The following is a 25093-nucleotide window of genomic DNA, read 5'->3' on the forward strand; positions in this document are numbered from 1 at the left end:
GTAATTTCTGCAACAATAGTATTACACACATTTAATATATTAAACTTAATTAAATCTTTATGGTCTTTTGTATTCATTAAACCTGCACTATGACCAAACACCTACTACTTATTCTCCTTTGTTCTTTATGCATAACGCAGACCCTGGCGCAGCAAAGCCGCAAGGTGAGCGGCACCGTTGTAGACAGTGTTGGCGCGGTGCCCGGTGTTAACATCAAGCTAATATCTGATAAAGATAGCCTTACCGCGGCTACCGGCGTGGGCGGTGCGTTTAGCTTCCCGGCAGTTAACTCAAAAAATTTTAAAATAACGGTAAGCGGCATTGGCTATCAAACCCTGATACGCCGTTATGTAATGGATAATGACACCAAACCTATTAAGCTCGATCCGATAAAAATTCAGGTTCAAACCAACTTTTTAAAGACGGTGCATGTGGTTGCCGAGGCCAATCCCATTACTATTAAGGAGGACACGGTTGAATATAAAGCCAGTGCCTACAAAGTACGTGAGGGGTCGCCGGTGGAAGACCTGCTAAAAAAACTACCCGGTGTAACTGTGGATAAGGACGGTAACGTAACGGCACATGGCAAGCAGGTAACCAAAGTACGGGTTAACGGTAAGGATTATTTTACCGGCGATGTGCAAACCGCCACCCAAAATCTGCCCGCTGACATTGTTGATGCAATACAGGTAATTGATGATTACGGCGATCAGGCCAACCTTACCGGTATTAAAACCGGCGACCCCGACAAGATCCTGAATATTACCATACAGAAGAGCAAAAACCGGGGCAACTTTGGGCAGGGAAGCATAGGTGTAGGTAATGACGATAAATACCAGGCGCGCCTATCGGCCAATACGTTCATGGATACCCGGCAGATAGCCCTTATCGGCACACTCAACAACACCAATACCAACTCCTTTAACCTGGGTGGTGGCGGCGGTGGTGGTGGCAGAGGCGGCGGCGGTGGCTCGCAGATCAGTACGGCCAATGGTATTACCACCAACAGGTCTGTCGGTACCAATTACCGTGACGACTGGGGTAAAAAAATCACCGTTTACGGCAGTTACAGCTTTGCCGATAAAGACCGCGATCAGACCAGCACTACGGTGCAGCAAAACGTATTTCAATCGGGTACACTCATCAACAACGATAACAGCGACAACAGGAATCACGGTGTAAACCACCGCTTTGATTTTAATATGGAGTACAAGATCGATACCTCCAATTACCTCAAGGTAAATCCCAGTTTTTCATACGGCATATCCAACACCATCAGCACCGATACCTTTAGCAATAGCCGCAATGGCACACTGGTAACTGGTAACGAACTGGCTTTAACCAACTCTACCTCCAAAAGCGGGGGCATCAATATATTGTACAATCATAAGTTTCATAAAAAAGGGCGCAACTTCAGCGTGAGCGCCGGGCTGAGCTTGTCAGAAAGCGATCAGGGATTAAATGATCAGTACACTACCCGGCAGGATACCATCGTGACCCCGCTTTTCCAGCAAATCAACAGCAATAATAACTCGCGGCGGGCAAACGTACATTTATCTTATATCGAACCCATCGGCAAAACCACTTACCTGGAGGCCAACTATGGTTACAGCTATTCCAATACCGATAATAACCGCTACAATTACCGGGTTGATCCGGCAACGGGTAGCCAAACTTTTGTCGATTCACTCAGTACTATTTACAATTACCAGTTTATCACCAATCGCTTTGGTTTAAACATCCGGGGCATAGGCGCCAAATATAATTACACCATAGGTATGGCGGTGCAGCCATCAACGCTGGAAGGTGAATCGCACAACTTTCGCACCACCACCAATACCTTTAATGTGATACCAACGGCCAGGTTCATTTATAATTTTTCGCGCAACCATTCTTTCACCATCAATTACAGTGGTTCCAATAGTCAGCCTTCGTTTACGCAGTTACAGATTCAGCCCGATTATTCAAACCCGCAGAACCGGGTGTATGGCAACCCCGATCTGAAACCTTCATTTACCAATAACATCAACCTGCGCTATAATCAGTTTGATCTTACCAGCGGTAATTCGCTGTTCACCAACCTGTCGTTCTCCGAAACGCAGAACGCTATCGTAACCAACACTTCACCGGTATCTATTGCAAGCGGCACAAGCACGGGCACCGACCCCAATCAGCGTAATAATACGATCCAGGAAACCCGTTACCTGAATACCAATGGTTTGTATAACATCAACGGCAATTACTCTTTCTCCAAACCGTTTGCCCAACGCAAGTTCACCGTATCATTAAACGGCGGCGCAGGTTATAACAACAACGTATCCTTTATCGAAAATCAGCGCAACATGGGTAAAAACTGGGTTTGGAACCAGGGACTGAAACTGAGGGTAGATATCGATAGCATTATGGATACCGAGGTAAGTGGCAATTACAGCGTCAATACCACCCGCTACAGCCTGCCATCATCCTTAAATACCGATGCCAGCACGTGGACGCTGGGGCTTGATGGCCGCAACTATTTCTTTTACAGCTGGGTGCTGGGTTATAACCTTACCCAAACCATTAACCATGGCTTTAGCAGTACGATAAAGGCCAACCCTACCCTGCTGAGCAGTTATGTTGAATACCAGTTCCTGGCCAAACACATCGCCTCCATACGTTTCCAGGCCTTTGATATTTTCGACGAAAACAAAGGCGTAAGCCGCACGGTATCCGGCAACCAGATCATTGATACGCGCACCAACCGGCTGGGCAGGTATTTTATGCTTTCATTTACCCTGCGTTTGCAAAAATTTAAAGGTAGTCGTCCTTCTGGTGGTGGTGGTGGACGCCGGAATGGTGGTGGAGGCGGCGGTGGGCGCAGAGGTGGAGGTGGACGAGGCTAATTTATACGGCAGCGCTTTTGACATTACGTGAAACCTGTTTTATATTTACCAAAATTGAACTGCGTTGAAAATTATAACCTTATTTACCATCCTGTTTTTTTATTTTACTACCGGTTTTACACAGGAAACCGTGGTACGCAAACACCGTCTTACCGATCAGATAACCGAACGGATATCGGTACTTAAAAGCGATAAAAGCACACGACAGGGTTTATACCAGGCCCTTACCGAAAAAGATATTGCCGTGGCCAGCGGTAATTTTGATAAAGACAAAAAGGTTGGTGTATGGCATTTTTATGATCCACAGGGCCACCTGCTTCAAAATTACGACTACACTAAAAAGTCATTACAATTTGAGGCCGTTGAAGACACCACCTCAAACCTTAGGTATTTTGTAGATAAGGTACTAACCGACTCCGACCGTACAACCAAACCTATTAAAGCAGGGGGGCGTTATTTTGGCTATTTGCCCTATCTTAAAGTATTTAAACTCCCAAACGAACTCATGGGCATCAGTCGTAATGCATCTTATGCGGTTATTGAATTGCTCGTAAGCCCGGGCGGTCGACTGGCCGATTTTAAGGTACACTTATTCAGCGGGCTTAATTACCATAGAGTATTTAACCTGCGTACCGATATGCCCAACGAAGAAGACAAGATATTTATTCCCGCCACCCTAAACGGCGAACCCATAGGCTGCCGCATCATGATGAGGTGTTATATTGATAATGACGGAGGACTGGAAATTTAAGGCAATTAGTGAATTATTGATTAAGTGAATTGGTGATTAAGCTTCGAAAGTTGTCTGAACCATGATTAACTCCGTTGAGGGCTACGCCGTTTTTAGGATTTTTTACGAGTTAATTTTACTTAAAAAATTTGTCATCCCGAGGAACGAAGGATCTACTCGTAAGCAGGCATATCGCATAATAGATGCTTCACTCCGTTCAGCATGACAAAGGAGTTGTACAAAATACAGTTTTCTTTCTTTCCGTTCGGTCAGCAGAACAGCTTCGGGCGAAAGCGGGCAGAACAATGGTGGCCTGTGCGGCTGCAGGGGCATAGCAAGTTTTTGCTGAAGCCTAGGGTTGTGGGAACAAAGTTGGGCAAAATAATTGCAGCCCGTGGTTCTGACTGATTTGCAGGACAAAGGCATTGTGCGTAAAGAAGCATTTCTCCTGAAAGCCCTTCGGTTACTTTGTGGCTACAAAGTAACTGGCCCTCCCGCGCGGCCAAGAGCGGGTATACGCCTGGCTGAGCAGCTCTGTAAAGTATGCGATTGCCACGCTGCGCTCGCAATGACATATTTAAAAAAACGCCGGGCATAAACCCGGCGTTTTCTTATCTATTTTATATCAATAAAATTAGTGAGCGTGATGACCATCCGGACCATGTGCATGGCCGTGTGATAATTCTTCCGGAGTAGCCGGACGTACATTCAGGATGTTACCTTTAAAATGCAGTTCCTGGCCAGCCATCGGATGGTTAAGGTCAACAATAACAGCATCTTCTGCTACCGATACTACCTGCGCCTGGAAACGGTTTCCCTGGTTATCCTGTAAAGGCAAAATGCTGCCGATCTCAGGAATTTCCTGACCCTGGAACATTTCTTTAGGCAGGTTAGCTACAGCTTCCTGATCATATTCGCCATAAGCATCAGCTGCAGACAGACGAAACTCATAAGCATCACCGGTTGACAGCGTGCTCAGGTTTTCTTCAAATTTAGGCAGCATCTGGCCAGCGCCGAATAAAAAGGTTAATGGTTGTTCTTGCGTGGCGCTTTCAGCTAAAACTTCGGCTCCGTCGCGGTCAACATACAAATCGTAAGTTAATGATACTACGTGTTGTGGTTCAATCTTCATTGTAAAGTATTTTTTAAATAAGCAATCAGGCCTCAATTTGTTTTAAAGCATCGGCCGTATTATTGGCAGGTAATCCGCAGGTTTTATCTTTACAAACAAAAATTTGTGTTGATTGACCAAACTTATCCTGCAACAAAGGTAAACTTCCTTTTTTACCTCCCAAGATTATTTTGTTCGGGATGTAATTATTTTCGATTTCCTTTCGCACAGTTTCAGCTTCGTTGCCTGTTATCGCCACCTCATAAATACCAAACACTTCATCCAGCAATAATAGGGTCCAGTTTGAATAGGCTGTACCATATTTAGCCAGTTGCGGCATAATGTTGCGTAACAGCTGCGCCGAAACCGCTGCATAGCTTTCGTTATCAAAAAGCAAGCCTAACTTTTTCAGGTTGATGGCCATGGCCGAATTACTGGCCGGCGTTACCCCGTCCATGATCTCCGATTTACGGGCTATCAACTGCTCGTCATCATCGGCAGTATAAAAAAAGATGCCGTTTATTTCATCATAATAATGCTCTATAGCGGCGTCGGTCAGTTTTTTTGCCTGCTGTAACCACTGTTCATCAAAAGTAACTTCGTATAAGGCGATGAACCCATCGATGATATTGGCATAATCATCCAAAAACGCTACTGAAGCCTCGCCTGTCGTATTGACATTATAAACTCTTGATATCCTGCTATTTTGACTTATCAAATTAGCGGAGATAAACCCGGCATTCTGTAAAGCCAGCTCCAGGTATTTAGGATTGTTAAACGCCCGGTAAGCCTGACACAGTCCTTTTAACAGGAGCCCGTTCCAGGAAGCCAGGATTTTATTATCCAGTCCCGGTCTTACGCGGTGACGGCGAACTTCAAACACTTTTTTACGCGAAGCTTTGATCTGCAGCAACAGATCATCCACCCCTAAGCCTAATTTTTCGGCCAGGTCTTCATCACTTTCCCGGCGGAACAATACGTTGGAATGTTCCTCTTCCCAATTGCCATCATCGGTAATATGGTAGTAAATACAGAAGAGTTCAGCATCATCTTCACCGAGGATCTCTTCAATTTCCTTTTGGGTAAAAATGTAAAACTTACCCTCTACACCCTCGCTATCAGCATCCAGGGCCGAGTAAAAACCCGACTCCGGCGATGCCAGTTCGCGGGTAGAAAAGGCAATGATCTCGTCTACTACCTGTTCATAAAGCGCATCCGGACTCCAGGTATATGCTTCGGCATACAGGCTGATGAGCTGGGCATTATCATACAGCATTTTTTCGAAATGGGGTACGTGCCAGCGACCATCAACCGAGTAGCGGGCAAAACCGCCGCCTATATGATCATAAATACCGCCGAAGGCCATTTTATGTAGCGTAAGCTTTACCTGGGCGGCTACCTCCTCGTCCTTCATCAGGTGGGCATAACGCATCAGCAGCAGCCAGTTATTCGGCATGGGGAATTTGGGTGCGTTGCCGGTGCCTCCTTCGTACTGGTCAAAATAACGTTTCCAGTTATCGCCGATCAATTCAAGATCAGCCTTAGTATATTCAGGTTGCTCCGCTACAAATTGTACCGATTCATAGTTTTGGATGCCTTCGGTGAGGCGCACAGCGTATTCCTCGGCCTCTTCGGGCTTTTGTTTATAAAAATCGGCCAGGTTAAATAGTAAGGATGTCCAATCGTTTTTGCGGAAGTAAGTACCGCCGTAAATAGGGCGTTGATCGGGCAGGCAGATACAGTTCAGCGGCCAGCCTCCCCGGCCGCTCATGAGCTGTACGGCACTCATATAGATCTGGTCGACATCGGGGCGCTCTTCCCTGTCCACCTTAATACAAACAAAATATTCATTCATCACGGCAGCCACAGCTTCGTCCTCAAAACTTTCGTGCTCCATTACATGGCACCAGTGGCAGGCCGAGTAGCCGATACTCACCAGGATGAGCTTATTTTCGGCTTTAGCCTTATCCAGGGCCTCTTTACCCCAAGGATACCAGTTTACCGGGTTGTTGGCATGTTGTAATAAATATGGTGACGAAGAATTAGCCAGGCGATTCATAACAGATGTATTATTTGATAGCAAAGATGCGGATATTAAATGTACCTATAAAGCCATCCATAGTAACTTCAAAGGGTATATCCCGTATAAAAGGTGAATAATTATTCTTTTTATTGCAAAAAGTAGTTATTTCAAAAACTATTGACACATTTTAATTACGGCACATATTTTTTCACAAGTCACTACCCCGTAATAATTTATATTTGTTGACCTCTTTTTTTATAACTATTGACATAAATCGACAAAACAACACATTTGTAATGGCTCCTAATACCCCTAACTCAAGTAACCATGCGGTTTGCAATTCAACAGCCTGCCCATCTGCTATAGAAAAACCCGATCATTTAAATACCGGAACTTTTCATCAAATCAAAGATTTTTTCGGCAAAATACTCAATACCGATGATTGGCCCCCACGCTGGCATTGCGGAAACTGGACTGATTTTCATGGCTGGTTGTACATTTTATCTGATGCGAGTATCTGGGCGGCTTATTTTGCCATACCTTTTCTATTGATCCGTCTTATTGTCAAAAGGAAAGACCTCCCTTTTAATAAGGTGTTCTGGCTGTTTATAGCATTTATACTTTTATGTGGTTTAACGCACCTGATGGATGTTATTATATTCTGGTGGCCAGCCTATCGTTTAAGTGCTTTAGTTCGGTTTATAACTGCTATCGTATCCATTTTTACAGTATATGCCCTTTATAAGATCCTTCCCTTAGTGTTTACATTAAGAAGTGTTACAGAACTTGAGGCCGAGATCGAAAAAAGGCGCGTTATAGAAGAAAAACTGGCAGCAAGCGAATTTTTATTATCAGAAGCAGGCAGAATAGGCCGGGTAGGTGGCTGGGAACTGGATGTTATTCTGAATAAAACTACCTGGTCAAAAATGGTATTTGACATTTATGGCCTCCCCTATGACTTTGCCATAGATGAAAATGACATGATGAGTTACTTTCCGGAGCCTTATCGGCAAACATTAAAAGACGCTTTAAACAGGGCCTATGCCGAAGGTTTAAAATGGGATGTAGAGCTATTGATGATCAATGCTAAAAAAAACACCATATGGGTACGGTCAATAGGCGAACCCTTGTATGACGAAAAAGGTGCATTAGTAAAACTGAGAGGTGTCTTTATCGATATTGATCAGTATAAATCTACCGAAATGGCACTTCATAAATCAATCGGCTTAATTACCCAAAGCAATCAGCAACTTAAAAACTTCACACATATTTTATCGCATAACATCAGAAACCATGCAAATAATATCTCCTTAGTAACATCCCTGGTTGACACCGAAAGCCTGGATGCTGAAAATGCGGAACTTTTTGAAAAATTAGATAATGTATCCAAAGGATTAAACGCAACGCTTGATGATTTATCTGAAGCTATCAAAATAAAAGAAAACACAATCCAATCAGAAATTATCAATTTTGATGCGCTTATCAAAAAAGTATTAGGCGTTATTGCTTTAGAATTAACAACAAGTAATACCGAGGTTGAATTGTATCTTCAAGATAGTTATGTCAATTTTCCACCGATCTATCTGGAAAGCATTCTTTTAAATCTGATCTCCAATGCCATTAAATACAAAATGGCCAATAAAAATCCGCACATTATATTAAAAACATATAAGAATGAGCAAAATGAAACGGTTTTAGAGTGCCGGGATAACGGCCAGGGAATAGATCTTGATTTATACGGGGGGAAAATATTTGGCCTTTATAAAACCTTTCACCAACAAAAGGATGCTCATGGGGTTGGTTTATTTTTAGTAAAAACTCAAATAGAGTCGCAGGGAGGAAGGATAGAAGTGATGAGTTCTCCCGGTAATGGCACTGTTTTTAAATTAATCTTCAGTGAAAGTTCAATAAACATGAATTAATACAGAGGCTTTAATGTAAAGTTTTCTCCACACGTCATTGCGAGGCACGAAGACAACCGACTGGAGGGAGCTCATTAATACCAATTAAAAATAAACAAAATATTAATAATCCCCGATTAGTAGATCACTCTGTATAGCATAGAGGTTGCTTCGTGCCTCGCAATGACGCGTTTCTTATTTAAACCGTAACAATACCATTACCCACTCACAAAATTCACTTATACGCAATCGGTTAAGCAATCAAATTACCAAGTTCACAAATTATTTCACTTTATTTGCGCCTTTATTATTAAATTTCAAATGCGCTATTTTAAACTGATCGACTTTTTATGCGCCATGGGCTTATTAGCCGGTGCAATACCCGTGGCAGCGCAAACTGCCGATACTCCAAAATATAATCACCAGGATGTATTTGGCCCCATTACCTGGCCCGTTACCAGCGGCGGCACCCGCTCGGCCAGCGGACAACCGGCTGCCAATTACTGGCAAAACCGTGCCGATTACCAGATAAAAGCTACATTAAACGAAGGTCGCGATACCACCATTACCGGCGAAGTAATCATTACCTATACCAACAACAGTACCGATAAATTGGATTACCTGTGGCTGCAACTGGACCAGAATCTTTTCCGCCCTGACTCACGCGGCGCGGCAACCACCCCTGTTTCTGGCGATCGCTTTGATGTTCGTGGATTTAGCCGCGGCGGTTATCATATCGGTTCGGTAAGCGTAACCTACAAAGGCGAAACTTATACCGTAACCCCTATCATCACCGACGCCCGCATGCAATTGCGTTTAAATACCCCGCTTGACGGCAAAGGCGAAAAGATACAGGTGAAGATCAATTATGATTTTGCCATCCCCTTTTATGGCGCCGACCGCATGGGTCGCAAAAAGTTCAAGCAGGGTTATGTATACGAGATTGCCCAATGGTACCCGCGCATGTGCGTGTATGACGATGTAGAAGGCTGGAACACCCTACCCTACATGGGCCTGGGCGAGTTTTACTGCGAGTATGGCGATTTTGATTACTACATCACCGCTCCTGCCAACATGATCGTAGTAGGTTCAGGCGATCTGCAAAATCCGGAAGAAGTACTTAGTCCCGCCCAGCTCAGCCGATTGGCCAAAGCCAAAACCAGCGATAAAACAGAAATGATCATTAAAGCCAGTGAAGTGGGCAAAGCCGCTACCCGTCCGTTCAAAGGTAGCCTAACCTGGCACTATAAAATGGAAAACACCCGCGATATAGCCTGGGGCGCTTCCAATGCCTTTATATGGGATGCCGCACAGGTTAACTTCCCTTCGGGTCGTAAAGGTATTGCCATGTCGGCCTATCCGGTTGAAAGCGCGGGTAATGATGCCTGGGGGCGATCAACCGAATATCTGAAAAACAGCATGGAGATCTATTCCAAAGCTTATTTTGAATATCCATGGAACTCAGCCGTTAACGTATCCGGTGTAGCTTTGGGCATGGAGTACCCGGGCGCTATATTTTGCCTGAGCAACTTTAAAAAAGGACAACTTTGGGGCGATGTTACGCACGAGATAGGTCATAACTGGTTCCCGATGATCGTGGGTTCCAACGAACGCAAATACATGTGGATGGACGAAGGTTTCAACACTTTTATCAATGAGTACGCGAGCCAGCAGTTTAACAATGGCGAATATGCAGATCCATCAAAACAAGCCCAAAATATACTGGCCTCCTACCGCAACAGCAAAGATCCTTTGATGACCGCTCCGGAAGCCATTGGCTTAAATGATTACGGTCAGTACTATAATAAAACCGCTTTAGGTTTGGATATATTACGCAATGTGGTATTAGGTCCCCAGCGTTTTGATTATGCTTTCCGCGAGTATGTGAAACATTGGGCCTTTAAGCACCCGCTACCGTATGATCTTTTCCGCGCCATGAATGATGCCAGCGGCGAAGACCTGAACTGGTTCTGGAAACCGTGGTTCTTTACTACCTGGAAGCTTGACCAGGCCGTTACTTCGGTTAAATATGTAAATGACGATGCGGCTAACGGTGCCATGATCATCCTCACCAATAAAGAAAAAATGGCCATGCCTGTTGACCTCAAGATCGTACAGGCAAACGGTAAAACCGAAACGCTTCATCTGCCGGTAAACATCTGGCAGCGTGGTTGTGAGTGGACATTCAAATATCCATCCACATCAGTCATCAAATCTATCGTGATCGACCCGGAACATGAACTACCCGATGTTGACCTGAGAAATAACAAGTACGAAGGAAATTAGTGGGTTTGAGTTTGAAAACTTTAAAAAGGCGATGGGTGTTTTACTCATCGCCTTTTTTTATCTCTGTTATCTTAATTAAAATCAACATGTCCAAAATTCGAGCGAATAGTGATCGTTTTATCGGGACTGCCTTTACCTAACTGACCGGTATAGCTTTTTTGAGGCTCGGTACCAGGCGCTTTACCAGATATACTGGCGTGGGCTTTATCGTAATTAAACAAACCATAGTAGGTAGTGATATCAAAATTAGCGTTATCGCTTTTATTGATACCTAATTTCACATTGGAATATGAGGAGTTGATATCCAACACTTTCAGGTTTTTATCTAAACCGGCAATCTGCAGTTTACTGCAATATTTAACCTTGATATTTCCCGAAGTACGCAACGTTCCAATTTTTGCCGGACCATAGCTGATATCGGCATTCAGTTTATCGCTTTCTGATAAATTAAGACTGCCATATGCTATTTGCAAACTACCACCCGTTAAGCTGCTGATCGTAGCATCGCCGAAACGTACTTTAATTTCATTCAGTGGGTTCAACAAGTTCTTTGCTTTCAAGCTACCATAAAAACTATGCAGGGTAACCTTTCCCGGCAGGTCGGGCAGTATGGTGTTACCATATTTATTATTGATGCTCAGTGTATTTTTTGTGGGCATGTAAACCACATAATTGATCTCTATTTTTTTGATATGGTTTTCCCCCTCGCCTTTCCATAACTCAGGGCTCAGGTTGCCGTTATTGCCAATTACTGTTTTAAACCAGACCAGTCCTGCCGTTTTGCTGTCGCTTATTTGTATAACATCCAAAAACCTGTCGGCATCGGCGTCAAAATCAGCATAAACTTTTATTTGTACATCTACCTTAAATTCGTTACGGTCCCAGGTATTTACAGATATTTCACCAAAGCTGTTCTCTATTTTTAACTCGTCACTGCCGGCTGCAGAGTAAACCTTACTGTTAGTTTTTATCTTTTCTTTCACCTCGCCATTATCTACCTTATTTTTCAGATTGGTGTCGGAGTATTCCACTTCAAACGGGCTCGGTAAAGGTTTGGTGATCAACGGAACAAAGGCCGTATCGGAACGAACACTGTCGTTATCAGAAGGAGCCTGCGCTTTTGCCGCCTTTATTCCGAATATCAAGGCGATGAGGTATACTAAAATGAGCTTAGGTTTCATGTTGTAGGTCATTTAATTTTAAAGGATAGTGATACTTTTCTGTCCTACATGACAAACAATTTTACGGCGCGTTGCACAACAAAAAATAATCATGAACGCTGCCGCTATTTTTTATATTTTTCTGCCCGATATGAAAAAACACCTCCCTCTCCTGATACTATCCGTTTTTCTGTTGCTATTTTGTTATTCCGCTTCAGCGCAAGCAGGTAAAACTACCTGGTACATTAACCCCCAAACCGGTAACGACCAAAGTACAGGAAAGGACAGCCGCCGTGCCTGGAAAACATTTGCCCCGCTCAACCGGCTTACTCTTTCAGCGGGTGACCGGGTAAACATCCTTGCTCCTGGTGATTTTCATCAGTCGTTAATACCCAAAGCCAAAGGCACCAGCAAAGCGCACATTACTATCAATTTCGCACCAGGGGTTTATAATTTCTATCCGGATGGCGCTTTAAAAAAACAGTTTCATATCTCCAATACCAATGATGTACCCGACGGCATGAAAGACATCGCCCTATATATAAACAATTGCCGTTTTGTAGATATTAAAGGCCCTGGCGCTAAACTGCTGATGCGGGGCAAAATGATCGAAACCTGTCTTGACCACAGCGAAAACATCAGTATCAACGGCCTTACTTATGATTACTATCGCCCTACCGTATCAGAATTAACGGTTGTAAACACAGGCGATCATTTTGCCGATCTCCGGATTCATCCCGAATCCAAATACAGCATTCGGGATAGCCTGCTTACCTTCCTGGGCGAAGGCTGGCAACACAAACCTTTCTGGCTCTGGCAGGTACTGGATACCCAAACCGGCGACCTGCAGCGCACCGATATCGCAGTTGACAGCATCCGCTATGCCGAAACCGGTACCAATCTGGTGCGCGCCTGGTTTAAAAAGAACCCGGGCTTTAAAACCGGATTGATATACCAAAACCGCGATGTAACCCGCAATTGCTCGGGCATATTTATGCAGCGTAGTAAAAACATCAGTCTTAAAAACATACATATCAATTTTATGCATGGCATGGGCGTGGTGAGTCAGTTTTGTCAAAACATACGCATGGACCACATCAGCGTACGGCCCGATCCGGCCTCCGGTCGTACCTGTGCCGCCTGGGCCGATATCCTGCATTTTTCGGGCTGTCGCGGCAATATCGAGATCAACAATTCTTACCTATCAGGTGCTAATGATGATGCTATCAACATACACGGCACGTATTTACGGGTGATCAACATACCAAAGCCTCAACAGGTGCTGGTGCGTTTTATGCATAACCAAACCTATGGTTTTGATGCTTTTACGCCAGGAGATAGCATCGCCTTTATCCATGCCGAAGCCCTGCGCGAGTACAGCAGTAATGTGATAACACAGGTACAAAAGGTAAATGATAAAGATTTTCTGCTGACGCTTAAAAAACCCGTACCTACATCTATCAGCCCGACAGATGTAATTGAAAACACCACCTGGACACCCCACGTATGGATCCATCGTGATACCGTAGCCCGCATACCCACACGGGGGATCCTGGTTACCTCACGTCGTAAAACCGTAATTGAGAACACCGTTTTTCAGCATACCCACATGAGTGGTATCTCTATTGCCGACGATGCTGCCAGTTGGTATGAATCGGGCATGGTAAAAGATTTTGTTATCCGCCATAACCAGTTTATCCAATGCGGCGAACCGGCTATTATCATCTGCCCCGAAAATACAAGGTCGGACGGCCCAGTGCATCAAAACATCGTTATTAGCGATAACCATTTTGATCTGCAAGGCACAAAGGCACTGTCGGCAAAAAGTACTTCTGGTATTCTGTTTAACAACAATACTATTAAAGCGGATAAGGCCTTTGATATCAAAAAAGCGCTGGAGTTGAAAGATTGTGCCGATGTTAAGGTGGCGGGGAATAGGATTGGTAATTAGGCTGTAGTTTCTCACAGTCGCTCGGCTCCTGCCGAGTGACGACCATCCCTACTTGCGCTCGTTTGCAACGAGTGCTTAACATGGGTTTGCGTTTAAAACGCAAGAGCGATGCAATCGCTTAACTACAATAAGCACTCGTTGCAAACGAGCGCAGGTTGGCGCGATTCCCCTCTTGAGAGGGGTGTAGGGGTGTGTTCTTCTGCTTGATGAACACACCCCTGCTACTACTCAACCCCACGCGCCCCCTCTCAAGAGGGGAACTTATTTCAGCCTGTGATCGGTGTTATCCCGCACCACTTCTATGCCCTCAACCCTCTCCTTAAAAATTTTAAAACCATTTTAGAAAAAGTTTGCTTATATATGCCCCCGATATTGTTAAAATCAATTTTACATTATGATCATTGAACCCAGAATTCGCGGCTTTATTTGTTTAACTACACATCCAAAAGGCTGCGAGCAAAACGTAATTAACCAGATCAATTACGTTAAACCAAAAAACAACCCCGCAGGCACCAAAAAAGCGCTCATTATTGGCGCGTCAACCGGTTTCGGCCTGTCTTCCAGGATCACCAGCGCGTTTGGGTCTGGTGCGGCCACCGTGGGCGTTTATTTTGAAAAACCACCAGCACCGGGCAAACCGGCATCTGCAGGCTGGTATAATACCGCCGCTTTTGAAAAACAAGCTCATGAAGCCGGTTTATACGCCAAAAGCATCAATGGCGACGCTTTTTCTGACGAGATCAAACAAAAAACTATCGACCTGATTAAAGCTGACCTGGGACAGGTTGACCTGGTGATCTACAGTCTGGCATCACCCCGTCGTACAAATCCTAAAACCGGTATAACTCATAGCTCTGTATTAAAACCTATCGGCGAATCTTTTACCAATAAAACTGTCGATTTTCATACCGGTGTGGTATCCGAAATTTCTATCAATTCTGCTACCGACGAAGAAATAGCCAATACCGTAGCCGTGATGGGCGGCGAAGACTGGCAATTCTGGATCAACGACCTGAAAGCCGCCGGTGTACTGGCCGATGGCGCTATCACCGTCGCCTACTCCTACATTGGCCCAGCAGTTACCGAAAAAGTATACCGCAAAGGAACTATCGGCAAGGCCAAAGATCATTTGGAGGCTACTGCTAAACAGATCAGCGAGCAATTAAAAGATATCAACGGTAAAGCCCTGGTATCGGTAAACAAGGCGCTGGTAACCCAGGCAAGTTCGGCCATACCGGTTATCCCGCTATATATCTCACTACTTTACAAGATCATGAAAGCCGAGGGCACCCAGGAAGGTTGTATTGAACAGATACAGCGCTTATTTGACCAACGCCTGTACACCGGTGGTGCCATACCTACCGATGCCGAAGGCCGTATCCGTGTAGACGACTGGGAAATGAACCCCGAAGTACAAGCGCAAATAGCCGAACTATGGCTGGAAGCAACCACCGAAACCCTACCCCAAATTGGCGACCTGGCAGGCTACAGAACCGATTTCCTGAACCTGTTTGGCTTTGACGTTCCCGGCGTAAACTACCAGGAAGATGTTGACGAAATGGTAGAGATACCGGGGTTGGTAGGATAAAACCTCAGCTAAATTAACCAACCATGTCATTGCGAGAAGGAACGGTGAAGCAATTTCGTCGCGTTCTTAATTAGTAAGAATAGTGAAGAAATTGCTTCATACTTCGCAATGACATGTTTTTTTGATTACGATTCGCATAAAAAAAAAGGCCTGTCAGTCTGAGCTTGTCGAAGACTCCTGCGCAGAGGCCTACCCGCCATGGTTCGACGCGCTCACCATGACATCCAGCGTTATATTCTTTAGGAAAGATTCAAAGGATCCCCCATCAGCGTCCGTGTCATTTCCTGATGATTGTTCAGAAAGTACTGGGTGAGCCTGAAATGTTCGGTTTCTTCATAGCTTACTTTGTGTATGCCTTCCTCATCCAACTGATAAATAAGCGCATTGGGATAAGCCAGTAAAATAGGCGAATGCGTAGCTATAATAAATTGCGAATTGGCCTGTACCAGCTCATGAATGGCCGATAGGGCCGCCAGTTGCCTCGCAGGCGATAAAGCCGCTTCGGGTTCATCAAAAATATAAAGCCCGTTGCCCGAAAGCCGGTGAGTTAACGTAGCCATAAATGATTCGCCATGTGAGCACTCGTGCAGGGAGCTTACACCATAGTTGTCTTTCACGTAATCGCCTTTCCCGTGGTTCGCCTTCTCCTCTTTGTCCAATTCTTCAAGGTATGTGGCTACGTTATAATAACTCTCGGCACGTAAAAAGAAATAATCAGATGGCTTGCGATAGCTTTTACTGCTATTCAAATATTCAAACAAAACCGAAGCATTTTGATGTGTTTTGGTTTGCACGCTTTTACTGCCGCCTTCAATACCAAAACCCATGTGCAGGGCAATGGCTTCTATCAATGTTGATTTACCCGAGCCATTTTCGCCAACAATAAAGGTAACATCCGGATGAAACTTCATTACCGGCAAATTCTTCACCGCAGGTACATGAAAAGGGTACGCCTCGAACGACGGTACCGCCTCGCGCTTAAGGGATATTTGCTGCAGATAGGGCTTTGCTTCCATGGGCTGGTAAATTTAAGACGATTTTCTGCCTTTGAAATTTCTGTATGCCATTAAAATAAACCAATATGGATTTGGACGTAAGACACTCGAGTTCTGTGAGCTCCCGTCCTCAGAGTTTTCTTCGAGTGTACATTTGATATATTTTGGCCACCAAATTGAATTATCCCAATCGTAATTAAGAGTATATACAATAAATATCTTTAAGTTATTTTCATTATTAAATGCTTGTGAGTATTGCACGTCCTTCTTTTGATCATTTCCAAATATAATATGCTCATCCAAGATGAAGGGCAGACTATAATGTATTAAGTTAAGCGCCTTTTGATCCTCCAAACTCCTGTTCGTCGGATTAATCAAATCATAGCTACTTTTATAATTTTTATACAGTAGTTCAAATGAATTTTCTATATCAATCTGGTGAATAAACAGCTTTTCTAAATTGGTAAACAATACAGTAATTGGAAAAAAGACTTCGTTTATATACCCATATTTTGTTTCAATTACATTATTAGGCAATGTATACTTATTAAAGCGCCTAAAATTCCTTATTCTAACTATATTCAAATCAATCATGTCTTTAAGAATAGATATCATTGCCTCGTAAACTATTTGACGGGGTTTCAATAAATATCGTTCAACTAATGAATTGCCAATACCCCCAACACCGAAATTTTCATAAGGATAATAAACAGACTCATTAAATATCATAGATAATGACTCTTTTAAATATTTTTTAATATTAAAATTAAACACCTCAGTTGAATAAAATTTGTCTATATATCCTGTAAACTCTACATTAAATCCATATCGGTGACTAAACATCTCTCTAATATTTTTGACATCGCATACAAATATTACCTTATTGAAGAAAAACTTATTAGACTCTGTTGCGTCATCGTAATGAGCAGAGAATACGTTAAATAACCTAAATACATGTTCAGGATCGAGTCTGTCCAAATCATCGATCAAAAGCACAGTCTTTATAGTAGGCTTGGTTTCTATTTTTTTAGTTTTAATTCGCTCCAACAAAGAAATAATGAGTTGTGTTATATCATCACACTCATAAATATGCCCTTTTTGACCTTGAACAGCTTTTATATGATCTTTTAGCATATCATATTCTGTTTTATTTACATTCTTCTTGTAGTCTTTAAAGGAATTAATCGTTTGGGTCACTGCATCTACAATTGTATCGTTTGCAGTATCGCCCCCAGGAACCAATGAAGAAGCTTTTGCCAAAAGTTTCAATGGTAAATCAATCTTCATCTGATGTAAAAAAAACATTTGACTAACGAGTAACATCGAGAATTGATCCTGATTTAGCTCTATTTCTTCAGGAAATCTATTCAATAATTCATATAACAATTCGTATTTTATTAGTTCAAAAACATCTTGATTAGGGGCAACTGAATAATTGACTGGATAAAGTTTAAGTACAATATAATCTTCTGTCTCATCGAAGAACTTTTTCAGGAATGTTGATTTTCCTGCTCCAAAAGGAGCAGAAAATAATATCCTCTCATTAAATTTGTCACTCAAATGCTGTTCAAACTCACTCGTTAAATTCGTGGTTTCGATATAGGTCAATTCTTTTTTGGGCATATTTTAAATCTATGAAATTAAACATAGAAAAGCTACCCTTGAATAATAGAACTATGTAATTGAGTTATAATAATGAGTTGTAATAAAAAGACGTAACTAAGCTTTTGAAGTTCTCCCCCTTCGGGGGAGATTTTGAGAGGGTTGCAGTTCCCGAACATTTTTCGTATCTTTAAATACATCCATCAGCGGCCCTGCTTACTTTGAAAATTGTAAGTAGGGCTGTTTGGTTAAAGGGACAAAATAATCCAAAAACCAACCTGCTTGCATATAGTTATTTGATTATCAATAAGCTAATACTTTTTAAAGGTTTGTAAAAGCCATCAAAAATTTGTTAAAAAGTGTTAAAAAGGGTGGTTTAGAATGAGCTTTTGAGCGATTTCAAGTCAATTCCATGCCTGTTTTGAACAAAAAAGTGTTAAAATACAGGTTTAAAAAGTCCCATTGAAGCAGGAGACGGTTTGAATTTTGTAAGTTTTATTTTCTGCCGATAAAAATCAGGGCCAGCATCTGGGCAAAAGTTTTGCACACTCATTTTTCGCGCTTTTACTATTGTTGATATTTTTATCCGGTTCAGGGCTAATCTTACTTTCCCCTTTCGGCTCAAAACCTTAATTTCGCTGATTCAAGAAAAGAGGACAAGATTTTGGATTATCTACAGGGTTTAAACCCCGAACAAAGAGCTGCGGTTGAGCAAACCGAAGGGCCGGTAATGATTATTGCCGGCGCCGGATCTGGCAAAACAAGGGTTATTACATACAGGGTGGCACACCTGGTACGCAAGGGTGTCGACTCCTTTAACATACTGGTACTTACATTTACCAACAAGGCTGCCCGCGAAATGCGCGAGCGTATTACCCATGTGGTAGGTACCGAAGCCAAAAACATATGGATGGGCACTTTCCACTCAGTTTTTGCCAAGATACTGCGCGTGGAGGCCGACAAAATTGGCTACCCGAGCAACTTTACCATCTACGATACCGACGACAGCAAAAGCGTGCTGCGGGCTATTTTAAAGGAGATGAACCTGGATGATAAGCTGTATAATGTAAACTTTGTACTTAACCGTATATCAGCATCCAAAAACAACCTGATCTCGTGGCAGGAGTACCAGAAAAACGAACAGATACAAGCTGATGATTTTTCGAGCGGACGCGGGCAATTGGGGCTTATCTACCAAACTTACGCCACGCGTTGCTTCAGGGCAGGCGCTATGGATTTTGACGATTTGCTGTACAAAACCAATGAGCTGCTTAAACTGCACCCTGATACGTTAAACAAGTATCAGCATAAGTTCAAATACCTCATGGTGGATGAGTATCAGGATACTAACTTTTCTCAGTACCTGATCGTTAAAAAACTGGCTGCGGTAAATGAAAACCTGTGTGTGGTGGGCGACGACGCGCAAAGTATCTACGCCTTCCGCGGGGCCAACATCCAGAACATCCTCAACTTTGAAAAGGATTACCCGGACCTGAAAGTGTTTAAGCTGGAGCAAAACTACCGCTCAACCCAAAATATTGTGAATGTTGCCAACAGCATCATTAGCAATAATAAGGATCAGCTTAAAAAGAACGTTTTCTCTGAAAAAGAAAGCGGTGATAAAATAAAGGTAATGCGTGCCTTCAGCGATAACGAGGAAGGTAAAATGGTAGCCGAAACCATTATGCAGGATCGCAGCCTGAAGGGGCGTAAATGGCATGATTTTGCGATTCTGTACCGCACCAACGCGCAGTCACGCTCCATGGAGGAGGCCTTACGCAAATTGGGTATTCCCTATAAAATATATGGTGGCTTGTCTTTTTATCAGCGTAAGGAGATTAAAGACCTTATAGCTTATTTCCGGCTTACCTTTAATCCTAACGATGAAGAGGCGTTGAAACGGGTGATCAATTACCCTAAACGGGGTATTGGTGATACTTCGGTTGATAAGATCATTGTAAGTGCCGATCAGCATGGTATTACCCCTTGGGAAGTGATAGCGGAGCCAGGCAAATACCTGGAAGGAAAGATTTCGGGAGCGGTGGCTACATTCGCTACCATGATACAGAGTTTCCAGGTGTTGGCGAAGTCAAAATCGGCTTATGAATCGGCACTTTATATCGCGCAGCACTCCGGCTTACTGAAAGACTTGTATGAAGACAAATCGGTAGAAGGCCTTAACCGTTATGAGAACATCCAGGAGTTACTGAACGGTATCAAGGAATTCTCTGAACGGGAAGATATCGAAGAAAAAGGCCTCGATGTTTTTATGCAGGATGTAGCCCTGCTCACTAATGACGATAAAGACAAGGATAAAGACGCTGATACGGTATCATTAATGACCATCCACTCCAGCAAAGGTCTTGAGTTTCCGCAGGTATATGTGGTGGGATTGGAGGAGAACCTGTTCCCTTCACAAATGTCGCTCAACTCGCGCAGCGATCTGGAAGAGGAACGCCGCCTGTTTTATGTAGCCGTTACACGTGCTGAAACCAAACTGACCATCAGTTATGCTACCTCAAGGTTCAAATTTGGTACACTTATCAGTTGCGAGCCAAGCCGCTTCCTGGATGAGATAGATGCCAAATACCTGGAGCTCGACTACAGTGCGAAGCCCGCAAGCAGCGGTAGCAGCGCCTTTTTTGACGATGACCGCAAAGCCTGGAGCAGCGGCAAACAAGCCGACGCGTTCTCTAAGCCCAAACCAGCAACATCTGCCCCGGTTAAAACAACATCAATACTGGCCAAAGCACACGTGCCATCGCCAGATTTTAAACCGTCTGATACTTCAAACCTGCAGGTTGGCATGGAAGTGGAACATGAACGTTTTGGTTTTGGAAAGGTATTGAGTCTGGAAGGCAATAAGCCCGACATTAAAGCTACTATATTTTTTAAGGAAATAGGCCAGAAACAATTGCTGCTCAAGTTTGCCAAATTGCATATCATAAATAATATCAACTGAGGGTTAAGCATTTTTTTTGTGTAAATAATTCCCCACTTTTTTAAGCATCCCGTTTAACAATAAGTTATTCCGGATAGTTTTAAGGGAAATTAATGATGGCATACCGTTTGGATATGTTTACTCAGTTAATTATGAGGAAACATTGATATGAACGACAGCACCAAAAAGAAAACAAACAAATCCGTTGGAAAAAACATCAGAACCTTACGCCACCAACGCGGGTGGAGCCAGGAAGATATAGCAAACCGTTTAGGTATTTCTATCCCGGCTTTTTCCAAGATCGAAACCGGTGTAACTGATATCAATCTTTCGCGTCTGGAACAGATCGCTAATATATTTGAAATAACGGTTGCACAAATATTAAGTGTTGAAGAAGGTGAAGTTGACCTTGCTCCATCAAACCTGAGCATAGCCCAGAAAAAACTGGTAGACCGGGAATCGGAGATCGCAAGCCTGCAACGCAAAGTAATTTTACTTTACGAAGAATTACGAAACAAAAGTATTTTAGTCCTATAATTTAATAATGTGTTCTGTAAACCTTACAGTTACATCTTTTGCACAACACATTCTGATATAAATTACCATTAAATTGGTTAAATACTGGTTAACAATATTTAATCTTAGTAAATTTTTCAAGAGAAAGGAATATAAATGAACATAATTTCATTTAATATGCCTTATAATTTAAAATTGGAGTAAAAATTGTGACATAAACATTTTTTATCGTAAAAAGTGTTTATGTCAAATTATCTGATATCTATTTCAAAAAACCAGGCTTTGAAAGATGGGACCATCCACGACCCCAAAAGCAAACTTAAAGTTAAGGTATTCGATCTTTTACAATCAAGATTTAAACCGAGGCAGGGCGAAGTGAGATTTTTTGTTACCGCAGGAGATGAAACACTTGCCTTTGAAACTGAGGGTTATAATAAACACCGGCAATTGCTTATACTGCAAATGATATCCAGGTATTGTATTTATCTTGGGCTTATTGAGGCACAGATACATTCTTCATGGCCAGCTGCATTTAACCTGGGTTAAGCATCATAAAAAAAATACTGTTTCAGGAATTACTATTATGAGAAGGGCCATGCAGCATGTCGCTCATTTCAATTATTTTTTCGTCAATTTCCGAAACGCATTTATCCATCATGGTAATACACTCTTCCTGGTTAACCAATCCCTCCCGCTCCAGGTTTATCAGACCGCGCAGCGTAGCGATTGGCCCCCTGATCTGGTGAGATAGATAAGAAGAGTGTTCAGAAAGCTTCTTGTTCTTAATCTGCAGATCTTTTGTTCTTTCATCGATGATTTCCTCCAGATGATGATTTATCCTGTCGAGGTTATCTTTTTGTCTTAAAACTTCTTCGTTAAGCATGGTAAGTTGCGCGTTGGTCTTTGCCTTCCGTTTCACATTACCTACCAATAATCCAATAACAACCAATAATAAACCGGCCACTGTGCTCACCGCCCAAAAACGCGAACGTTCAAAAGCCTGCTTGTCGGCTACACGTTCATTTTCTTTTACCTGCTCTTCTTGTTTGCGCTTAGCCTCCATGAGCCTTATTTGCACCGAGGTATTTTGTTTAAAGGTTACACTATCTTCTTTGTATATCTCCCGCAAATAAAAAATAGCACGTTCATAGTTTTTCCGGCTATATTCCAATTCGTACGAGGTATGCTTGTAATCATAATTAAGTTTAGGATCTTTAACGAGTGTAGCATAAGCCAAACCCTCCCTTACAACCTGTTCGGCTTCCGTATATTTTTTTTGAGCCATATACAATGAAGCAAGTGTAAGGTTAATGCTGGCAACGGTTTCATTCAAATCCTGTTGTTTGGCCGAGTCCCGGGCTTCCAGCAGAAGTTTCAATGCTATATCATACTGATTAAGTTTGTAATAAACAAAACCTTTGTTAAGCACACATTGAGCAACATTTACATTATCTTTTAGTTCTTCAAAAACAACCATACTTTGATCATAGTATTTTAATGCTTGCTGAAAACTATTTTTACGTGTATAAACATTACCTAAATTTAAGCCTAAAGCCGCTATCAGGTGCTGATCCTTTATTTTAGTGGCTATCGCGAGCGATTTATTCAGGTAATCCAGGCAGCGGTTATAGTCCTGATCACGGAATAAATTACCCATATTATTATATATCTTTGCCTCACCTGCCAAATTATTAGCTTTAATGAAATAGGCAACCCCATTAAGGTAACTATCAAAGGCCTTTTCAGATTGGTTAAGATAGGATCTCCCGATGCCGACAATACGGTATGCCTCGCCAATGCCATTATAATAATTCAGCTTTTTGGCCATTGCTAAAGCCTGCGTTGCATCAATAATTGTTTGTTCAGGACTTGTTAAACGATTGGCAAAAGCCTGTTTATTTAATTTTATTACCGCGTTGGTATCTGTTGCAGTCGCTTCATTAAAATCATTTGCGTGTACAGCAAATGATACAAAAAATACCAATAGGAGAATATAGGTTTTTCTCATTAAAGCACTCTTACGTTCAATTTAGCGTGAAAGTTATGAAATAAGCGTTAATATATCTAATAACGGCTCAAAAAAACCGTGTGGAAAAATATTTTTATTTTTTTTGTTCAAAAACCAAAAACATATTTATATTTGCATTGTTAATTAATTGATATACAATTAGTTGAATGAATATTATTTGCTTTTTTATTATAATTATTAAACAAAAAAATACCATTAAGCTATAATTTAATAGCATAAAAATATTTAGACATCATATGTATAATTATCTTATTGTCTGTTCATTTAAAAATGAATAAAAAAATTTAAAAAATTATTTTATATAAAAAGTTATAATCATTAAAACTACCATTTTTTTTCAAGAAACAAGATGAATTCGATCAAATTAAGAGCTCCCTTATTTTTCAAAGACTTTATAATGGAGCACAAAAATTTGCAAGCTTTTAGTATTTAAACAGGAGTTAAAATACTATTAAATAATAATTAATCAAACAGAGTAACAATATAAATATTAACCGCCATGAAAAAAACCATCCTATTAGCACTATTCATTACAAGTGCAGGAGTTTTGTCTTCATCAACAAAAAAAGCTGAAGAGCCTCAGACAGTAAGCTTCACTAAAACTATTACCCCTTTTAAAAGGGATTTAGGAACCGCAGACTAATCTGACAATTTAAAATTTTGAGGTATTGTGTACACCTCAACAATAATCAAACAGCACATTAACAATAATATATCATGAAAAAACTGATCATCATAGCCTTTGCCATCGTTTTTACCGGCATCTTTTCATCTTGCAAAAAAGAACATCAACATACCGATTTTACCGAGGTACAATCATTTGCAAGCAAATTTAAAAGAGATCTGGGCAATGCTGATTGAGATCTGCCAATTTCTGATATATAATAAAATAACTATTAATACTAGTGGGCACTTAAACGTACGCTCAGTATTAAATTAATAAGCAATTCATAAATAAAAAATATTTACTTCTCCCCCCTCAAAATTTAAAAAATCATGAAAAAATCAATGACCGCAGCTGCTTTAGCGCTAAGCCTTTTTTTAACTTCAGTAGCTCACATTTCAAATGCCTCTACACCGGATGGCGATAAAAAAACGAACACTGCTACAGGTACTAAGAAAGATTTGGGTCAGGCTGATTTTGCTGCCGGTACCAAGAAAGATTTAGGTCAGGCTGATTTCGCTGCCGGTACCAAGAAAGATTTAGGTCAGGCTGATTTCGCTGCTGGCACTAAGAAAGATTTGGGACAAGCTGATTTTGCTGCCGGTACCAAGAAAGATTTAGGTCAGGCTGATTTTGCTGCCGGTACCAAGAAAGATTTGGGTCAAGCTGATTTTGCTGCCGGTACCAAGAAAGATTTAGGTCAGGCTGATTTCG

18 protein-coding genes are annotated in these 25093 nt (G+C 42.1%); 12 read left to right on the plus strand and 6 right to left on the minus strand.

The features are described from left to right. Positions 1–89: 89 nt before the first annotated feature. Both ACTJKG_RS15800 and ACTJKG_RS15805 read left to right on the plus strand, forming a co-directional pair. Positions 90–2882: an outer membrane beta-barrel protein gene (locus tag ACTJKG_RS15800; RefSeq protein WP_440739785.1), complete on the plus strand. Its 2793-nt coding sequence runs from the start codon at positions 90–92 to the stop codon at positions 2880–2882. Between the two features lie 64 nt (positions 2883–2946). Beyond that, a complete protein-coding gene (locus ACTJKG_RS15805; protein WP_172336862.1) occupies positions 2947–3633 on the plus strand; it encodes a hypothetical protein in 687 nt (228 codons plus the stop codon). A 613-nt stretch (positions 3634–4246) separates the two neighbouring features. Here the strand turns inward: ACTJKG_RS15805 and ACTJKG_RS15810 are convergent. Together ACTJKG_RS15810 and ACTJKG_RS15815 are read right to left on the minus strand one after the other, a co-directional pair. Then, positions 4247–4744, minus strand: a complete 498-nt coding sequence (locus tag ACTJKG_RS15810; RefSeq protein ID WP_172336861.1) for an FKBP-type peptidyl-prolyl cis-trans isomerase — start codon at positions 4742–4744, stop codon at positions 4247–4249. 25 nt (positions 4745–4769) lie between these two features. After that, a complete protein-coding gene (locus ACTJKG_RS15815) occupies positions 4770–6782 on the minus strand; it encodes a thioredoxin domain-containing protein (RefSeq protein ID WP_440739786.1) in 2013 nt (670 codons plus the stop codon). Positions 6783–7042: 260 nt separating this feature from the next. Here ACTJKG_RS15815 and ACTJKG_RS15820 point away from each other — a divergent pair, with 260 nt between their 5' ends. Together ACTJKG_RS15820 and ACTJKG_RS15825 are read left to right on the plus strand one after the other, a co-directional pair. Continuing rightward, a complete protein-coding gene (locus tag ACTJKG_RS15820) occupies positions 7043–8668 on the plus strand; it encodes a sensor histidine kinase (protein WP_440739787.1) in 1626 nt (541 codons plus the stop codon). Between the two features lie 300 nt (positions 8669–8968). Next, on the plus strand, positions 8969–10933 hold the full coding sequence (locus tag ACTJKG_RS15825) for a M1 family metallopeptidase (protein WP_440739788.1): 1965 nt from the start codon (positions 8969–8971) through the stop codon (positions 10931–10933). A 71-nt stretch (positions 10934–11004) separates the two neighbouring features. On the opposite strand, the gene ACTJKG_RS15830 is transcribed toward ACTJKG_RS15825, so the two are convergent. Then, positions 11005–12114, minus strand: coding sequence for a hypothetical protein (locus ACTJKG_RS15830; RefSeq protein WP_440739789.1), 1110 nt, complete (start codon positions 12112–12114; stop codon positions 11005–11007). Between the two features lie 130 nt (positions 12115–12244). Between ACTJKG_RS15830 and ACTJKG_RS15835 the strand changes: the two genes are divergently transcribed. Together ACTJKG_RS15835 and fabV are read left to right on the plus strand one after the other, a co-directional pair. Beyond that, positions 12245–14044, plus strand: coding sequence for a right-handed parallel beta-helix repeat-containing protein (locus ACTJKG_RS15835; protein ID WP_440739790.1), 1800 nt, complete (start codon positions 12245–12247; stop codon positions 14042–14044). Positions 14045–14438: 394 nt separating this feature from the next. Then, a complete protein-coding gene (gene fabV / locus ACTJKG_RS15840) occupies positions 14439–15632 on the plus strand; it encodes an enoyl-ACP reductase FabV (protein WP_440739791.1) in 1194 nt (397 codons plus the stop codon). Between the two features lie 239 nt (positions 15633–15871). On the opposite strand, the gene ACTJKG_RS15845 is transcribed toward fabV, so the two are convergent. Continuing rightward, positions 15872–16648 carry an AAA family ATPase gene (locus ACTJKG_RS15845; protein WP_440739792.1) on the minus strand — a complete coding sequence of 259 codons (777 nt, stop codon included), beginning with the start codon at positions 16646–16648 and terminating at the stop codon, positions 15872–15874. A 12-nt stretch (positions 16649–16660) separates the two neighbouring features. After that, the gene (locus ACTJKG_RS15850) at positions 16661–18250 is read right to left on the minus strand and encodes a P-loop NTPase fold protein (protein WP_440739793.1); all 1590 of its coding nucleotides are present in this window, start codon (positions 18248–18250) and stop codon (positions 16661–16663) included. 643 nt (positions 18251–18893) lie between these two features. Here ACTJKG_RS15850 and ACTJKG_RS15855 point away from each other — a divergent pair. The 3 genes from ACTJKG_RS15855 (at position 18894) to ACTJKG_RS15865 (ending at position 22232) form a co-directional block, all read left to right on the plus strand. Then, the gene (locus ACTJKG_RS15855) at positions 18894–21191 is read left to right on the plus strand and encodes an ATP-dependent helicase (protein WP_440739794.1); all 2298 of its coding nucleotides are present in this window, start codon (positions 18894–18896) and stop codon (positions 21189–21191) included. A gap of 147 nt (positions 21192–21338) precedes the next feature. Beyond that, positions 21339–21707, plus strand: coding sequence for a helix-turn-helix domain-containing protein (locus ACTJKG_RS15860; protein ID WP_172336853.1), 369 nt, complete (start codon positions 21339–21341; stop codon positions 21705–21707). Between the two features lie 222 nt (positions 21708–21929). Next, on the plus strand, positions 21930–22232 hold the full coding sequence (locus ACTJKG_RS15865; protein ID WP_172336852.1) for a hypothetical protein: 303 nt from the start codon (positions 21930–21932) through the stop codon (positions 22230–22232). A 22-nt stretch (positions 22233–22254) separates the two neighbouring features. On the opposite strand, the gene ACTJKG_RS15870 is transcribed toward ACTJKG_RS15865, so the two are convergent. Further along, positions 22255–23694, minus strand: coding sequence for a tetratricopeptide repeat protein (locus ACTJKG_RS15870; RefSeq protein ID WP_172336851.1), 1440 nt, complete (start codon positions 23692–23694; stop codon positions 22255–22257). Positions 23695–24214: 520 nt separating this feature from the next. Here ACTJKG_RS15870 and ACTJKG_RS15875 point away from each other — a divergent pair. From ACTJKG_RS15875 to ACTJKG_RS15885, 3 genes are all read left to right on the plus strand, one after another. After that, positions 24215–24358: a hypothetical protein gene (locus ACTJKG_RS15875; protein ID WP_172336850.1), complete on the plus strand. Its 144-nt coding sequence runs from the start codon at positions 24215–24217 to the stop codon at positions 24356–24358. 74 nt (positions 24359–24432) lie between these two features. Beyond that, positions 24433–24576 carry a hypothetical protein gene (locus ACTJKG_RS15880; protein ID WP_172336849.1) on the plus strand — a complete coding sequence of 48 codons (144 nt, stop codon included), beginning with the start codon at positions 24433–24435 and terminating at the stop codon, positions 24574–24576. A 135-nt stretch (positions 24577–24711) separates the two neighbouring features. Next, positions 24712–25093 (plus strand): hypothetical protein (locus tag ACTJKG_RS15885; RefSeq protein WP_440739795.1); only part of this gene is annotated, 382 nt, incomplete at its 3' end.

Origin of the sequence: Mucilaginibacter sp. 22184, from assembly GCF_052045695.1 — a bacterium.
In the GTDB taxonomy this organism is placed as follows: domain Bacteria; phylum Bacteroidota; class Bacteroidia; order Sphingobacteriales; family Sphingobacteriaceae; genus Mucilaginibacter.

Bases quoted from the DNA above. Each gene is read 5' to 3' on its own strand.
- ACTJKG_RS15800 (WP_440739785.1), top strand. From the start codon at position 90: ATGACCAAACACCTACTACTTATTCTCCTTTGTTCTTTATGCATAACG.
- ACTJKG_RS15810 (WP_172336861.1), bottom strand. From the start codon at position 4,744: ATGAAGATTGAACCACAACACGTAGTATCATTAACTTACGATTTGTAT.
- ACTJKG_RS15815 (WP_440739786.1), bottom strand. From the start codon at position 6,782: ATGAATCGCCTGGCTAATTCTTCGTCACCATATTTATTACAACATGCC.
- ACTJKG_RS15820 (WP_440739787.1), top strand. From the start codon at position 7,043: ATGGCTCCTAATACCCCTAACTCAAGTAACCATGCGGTTTGCAATTCA.
- ACTJKG_RS15825 (WP_440739788.1), top strand. From the start codon at position 8,969: ATGCGCTATTTTAAACTGATCGACTTTTTATGCGCCATGGGCTTATTA.
- ACTJKG_RS15830 (WP_440739789.1), bottom strand. From the start codon at position 12,114: ATGAAACCTAAGCTCATTTTAGTATACCTCATCGCCTTGATATTCGGA.
- ACTJKG_RS15835 (WP_440739790.1), top strand. From the start codon at position 12,245: ATGAAAAAACACCTCCCTCTCCTGATACTATCCGTTTTTCTGTTGCTA.
- fabV (WP_440739791.1), top strand. From the start codon at position 14,439: ATGATCATTGAACCCAGAATTCGCGGCTTTATTTGTTTAACTACACAT.
- ACTJKG_RS15845 (WP_440739792.1), bottom strand. From the start codon at position 16,648: ATGGAAGCAAAGCCCTATCTGCAGCAAATATCCCTTAAGCGCGAGGCG.
- ACTJKG_RS15850 (WP_440739793.1), bottom strand. From the start codon at position 18,250: ATGCCCAAAAAAGAATTGACCTATATCGAAACCACGAATTTAACGAGT.
- ACTJKG_RS15860 (WP_172336853.1), top strand. From the start codon at position 21,339: ATGAACGACAGCACCAAAAAGAAAACAAACAAATCCGTTGGAAAAAAC.
- ACTJKG_RS15865 (WP_172336852.1), top strand. From the start codon at position 21,930: ATGTCAAATTATCTGATATCTATTTCAAAAAACCAGGCTTTGAAAGAT.
- ACTJKG_RS15870 (WP_172336851.1), bottom strand. From the start codon at position 23,694: ATGAGAAAAACCTATATTCTCCTATTGGTATTTTTTGTATCATTTGCT.
- ACTJKG_RS15875 (WP_172336850.1), top strand. From the start codon at position 24,215: ATGAAAAAAACCATCCTATTAGCACTATTCATTACAAGTGCAGGAGTT.
- ACTJKG_RS15880 (WP_172336849.1), top strand. From the start codon at position 24,433: ATGAAAAAACTGATCATCATAGCCTTTGCCATCGTTTTTACCGGCATC.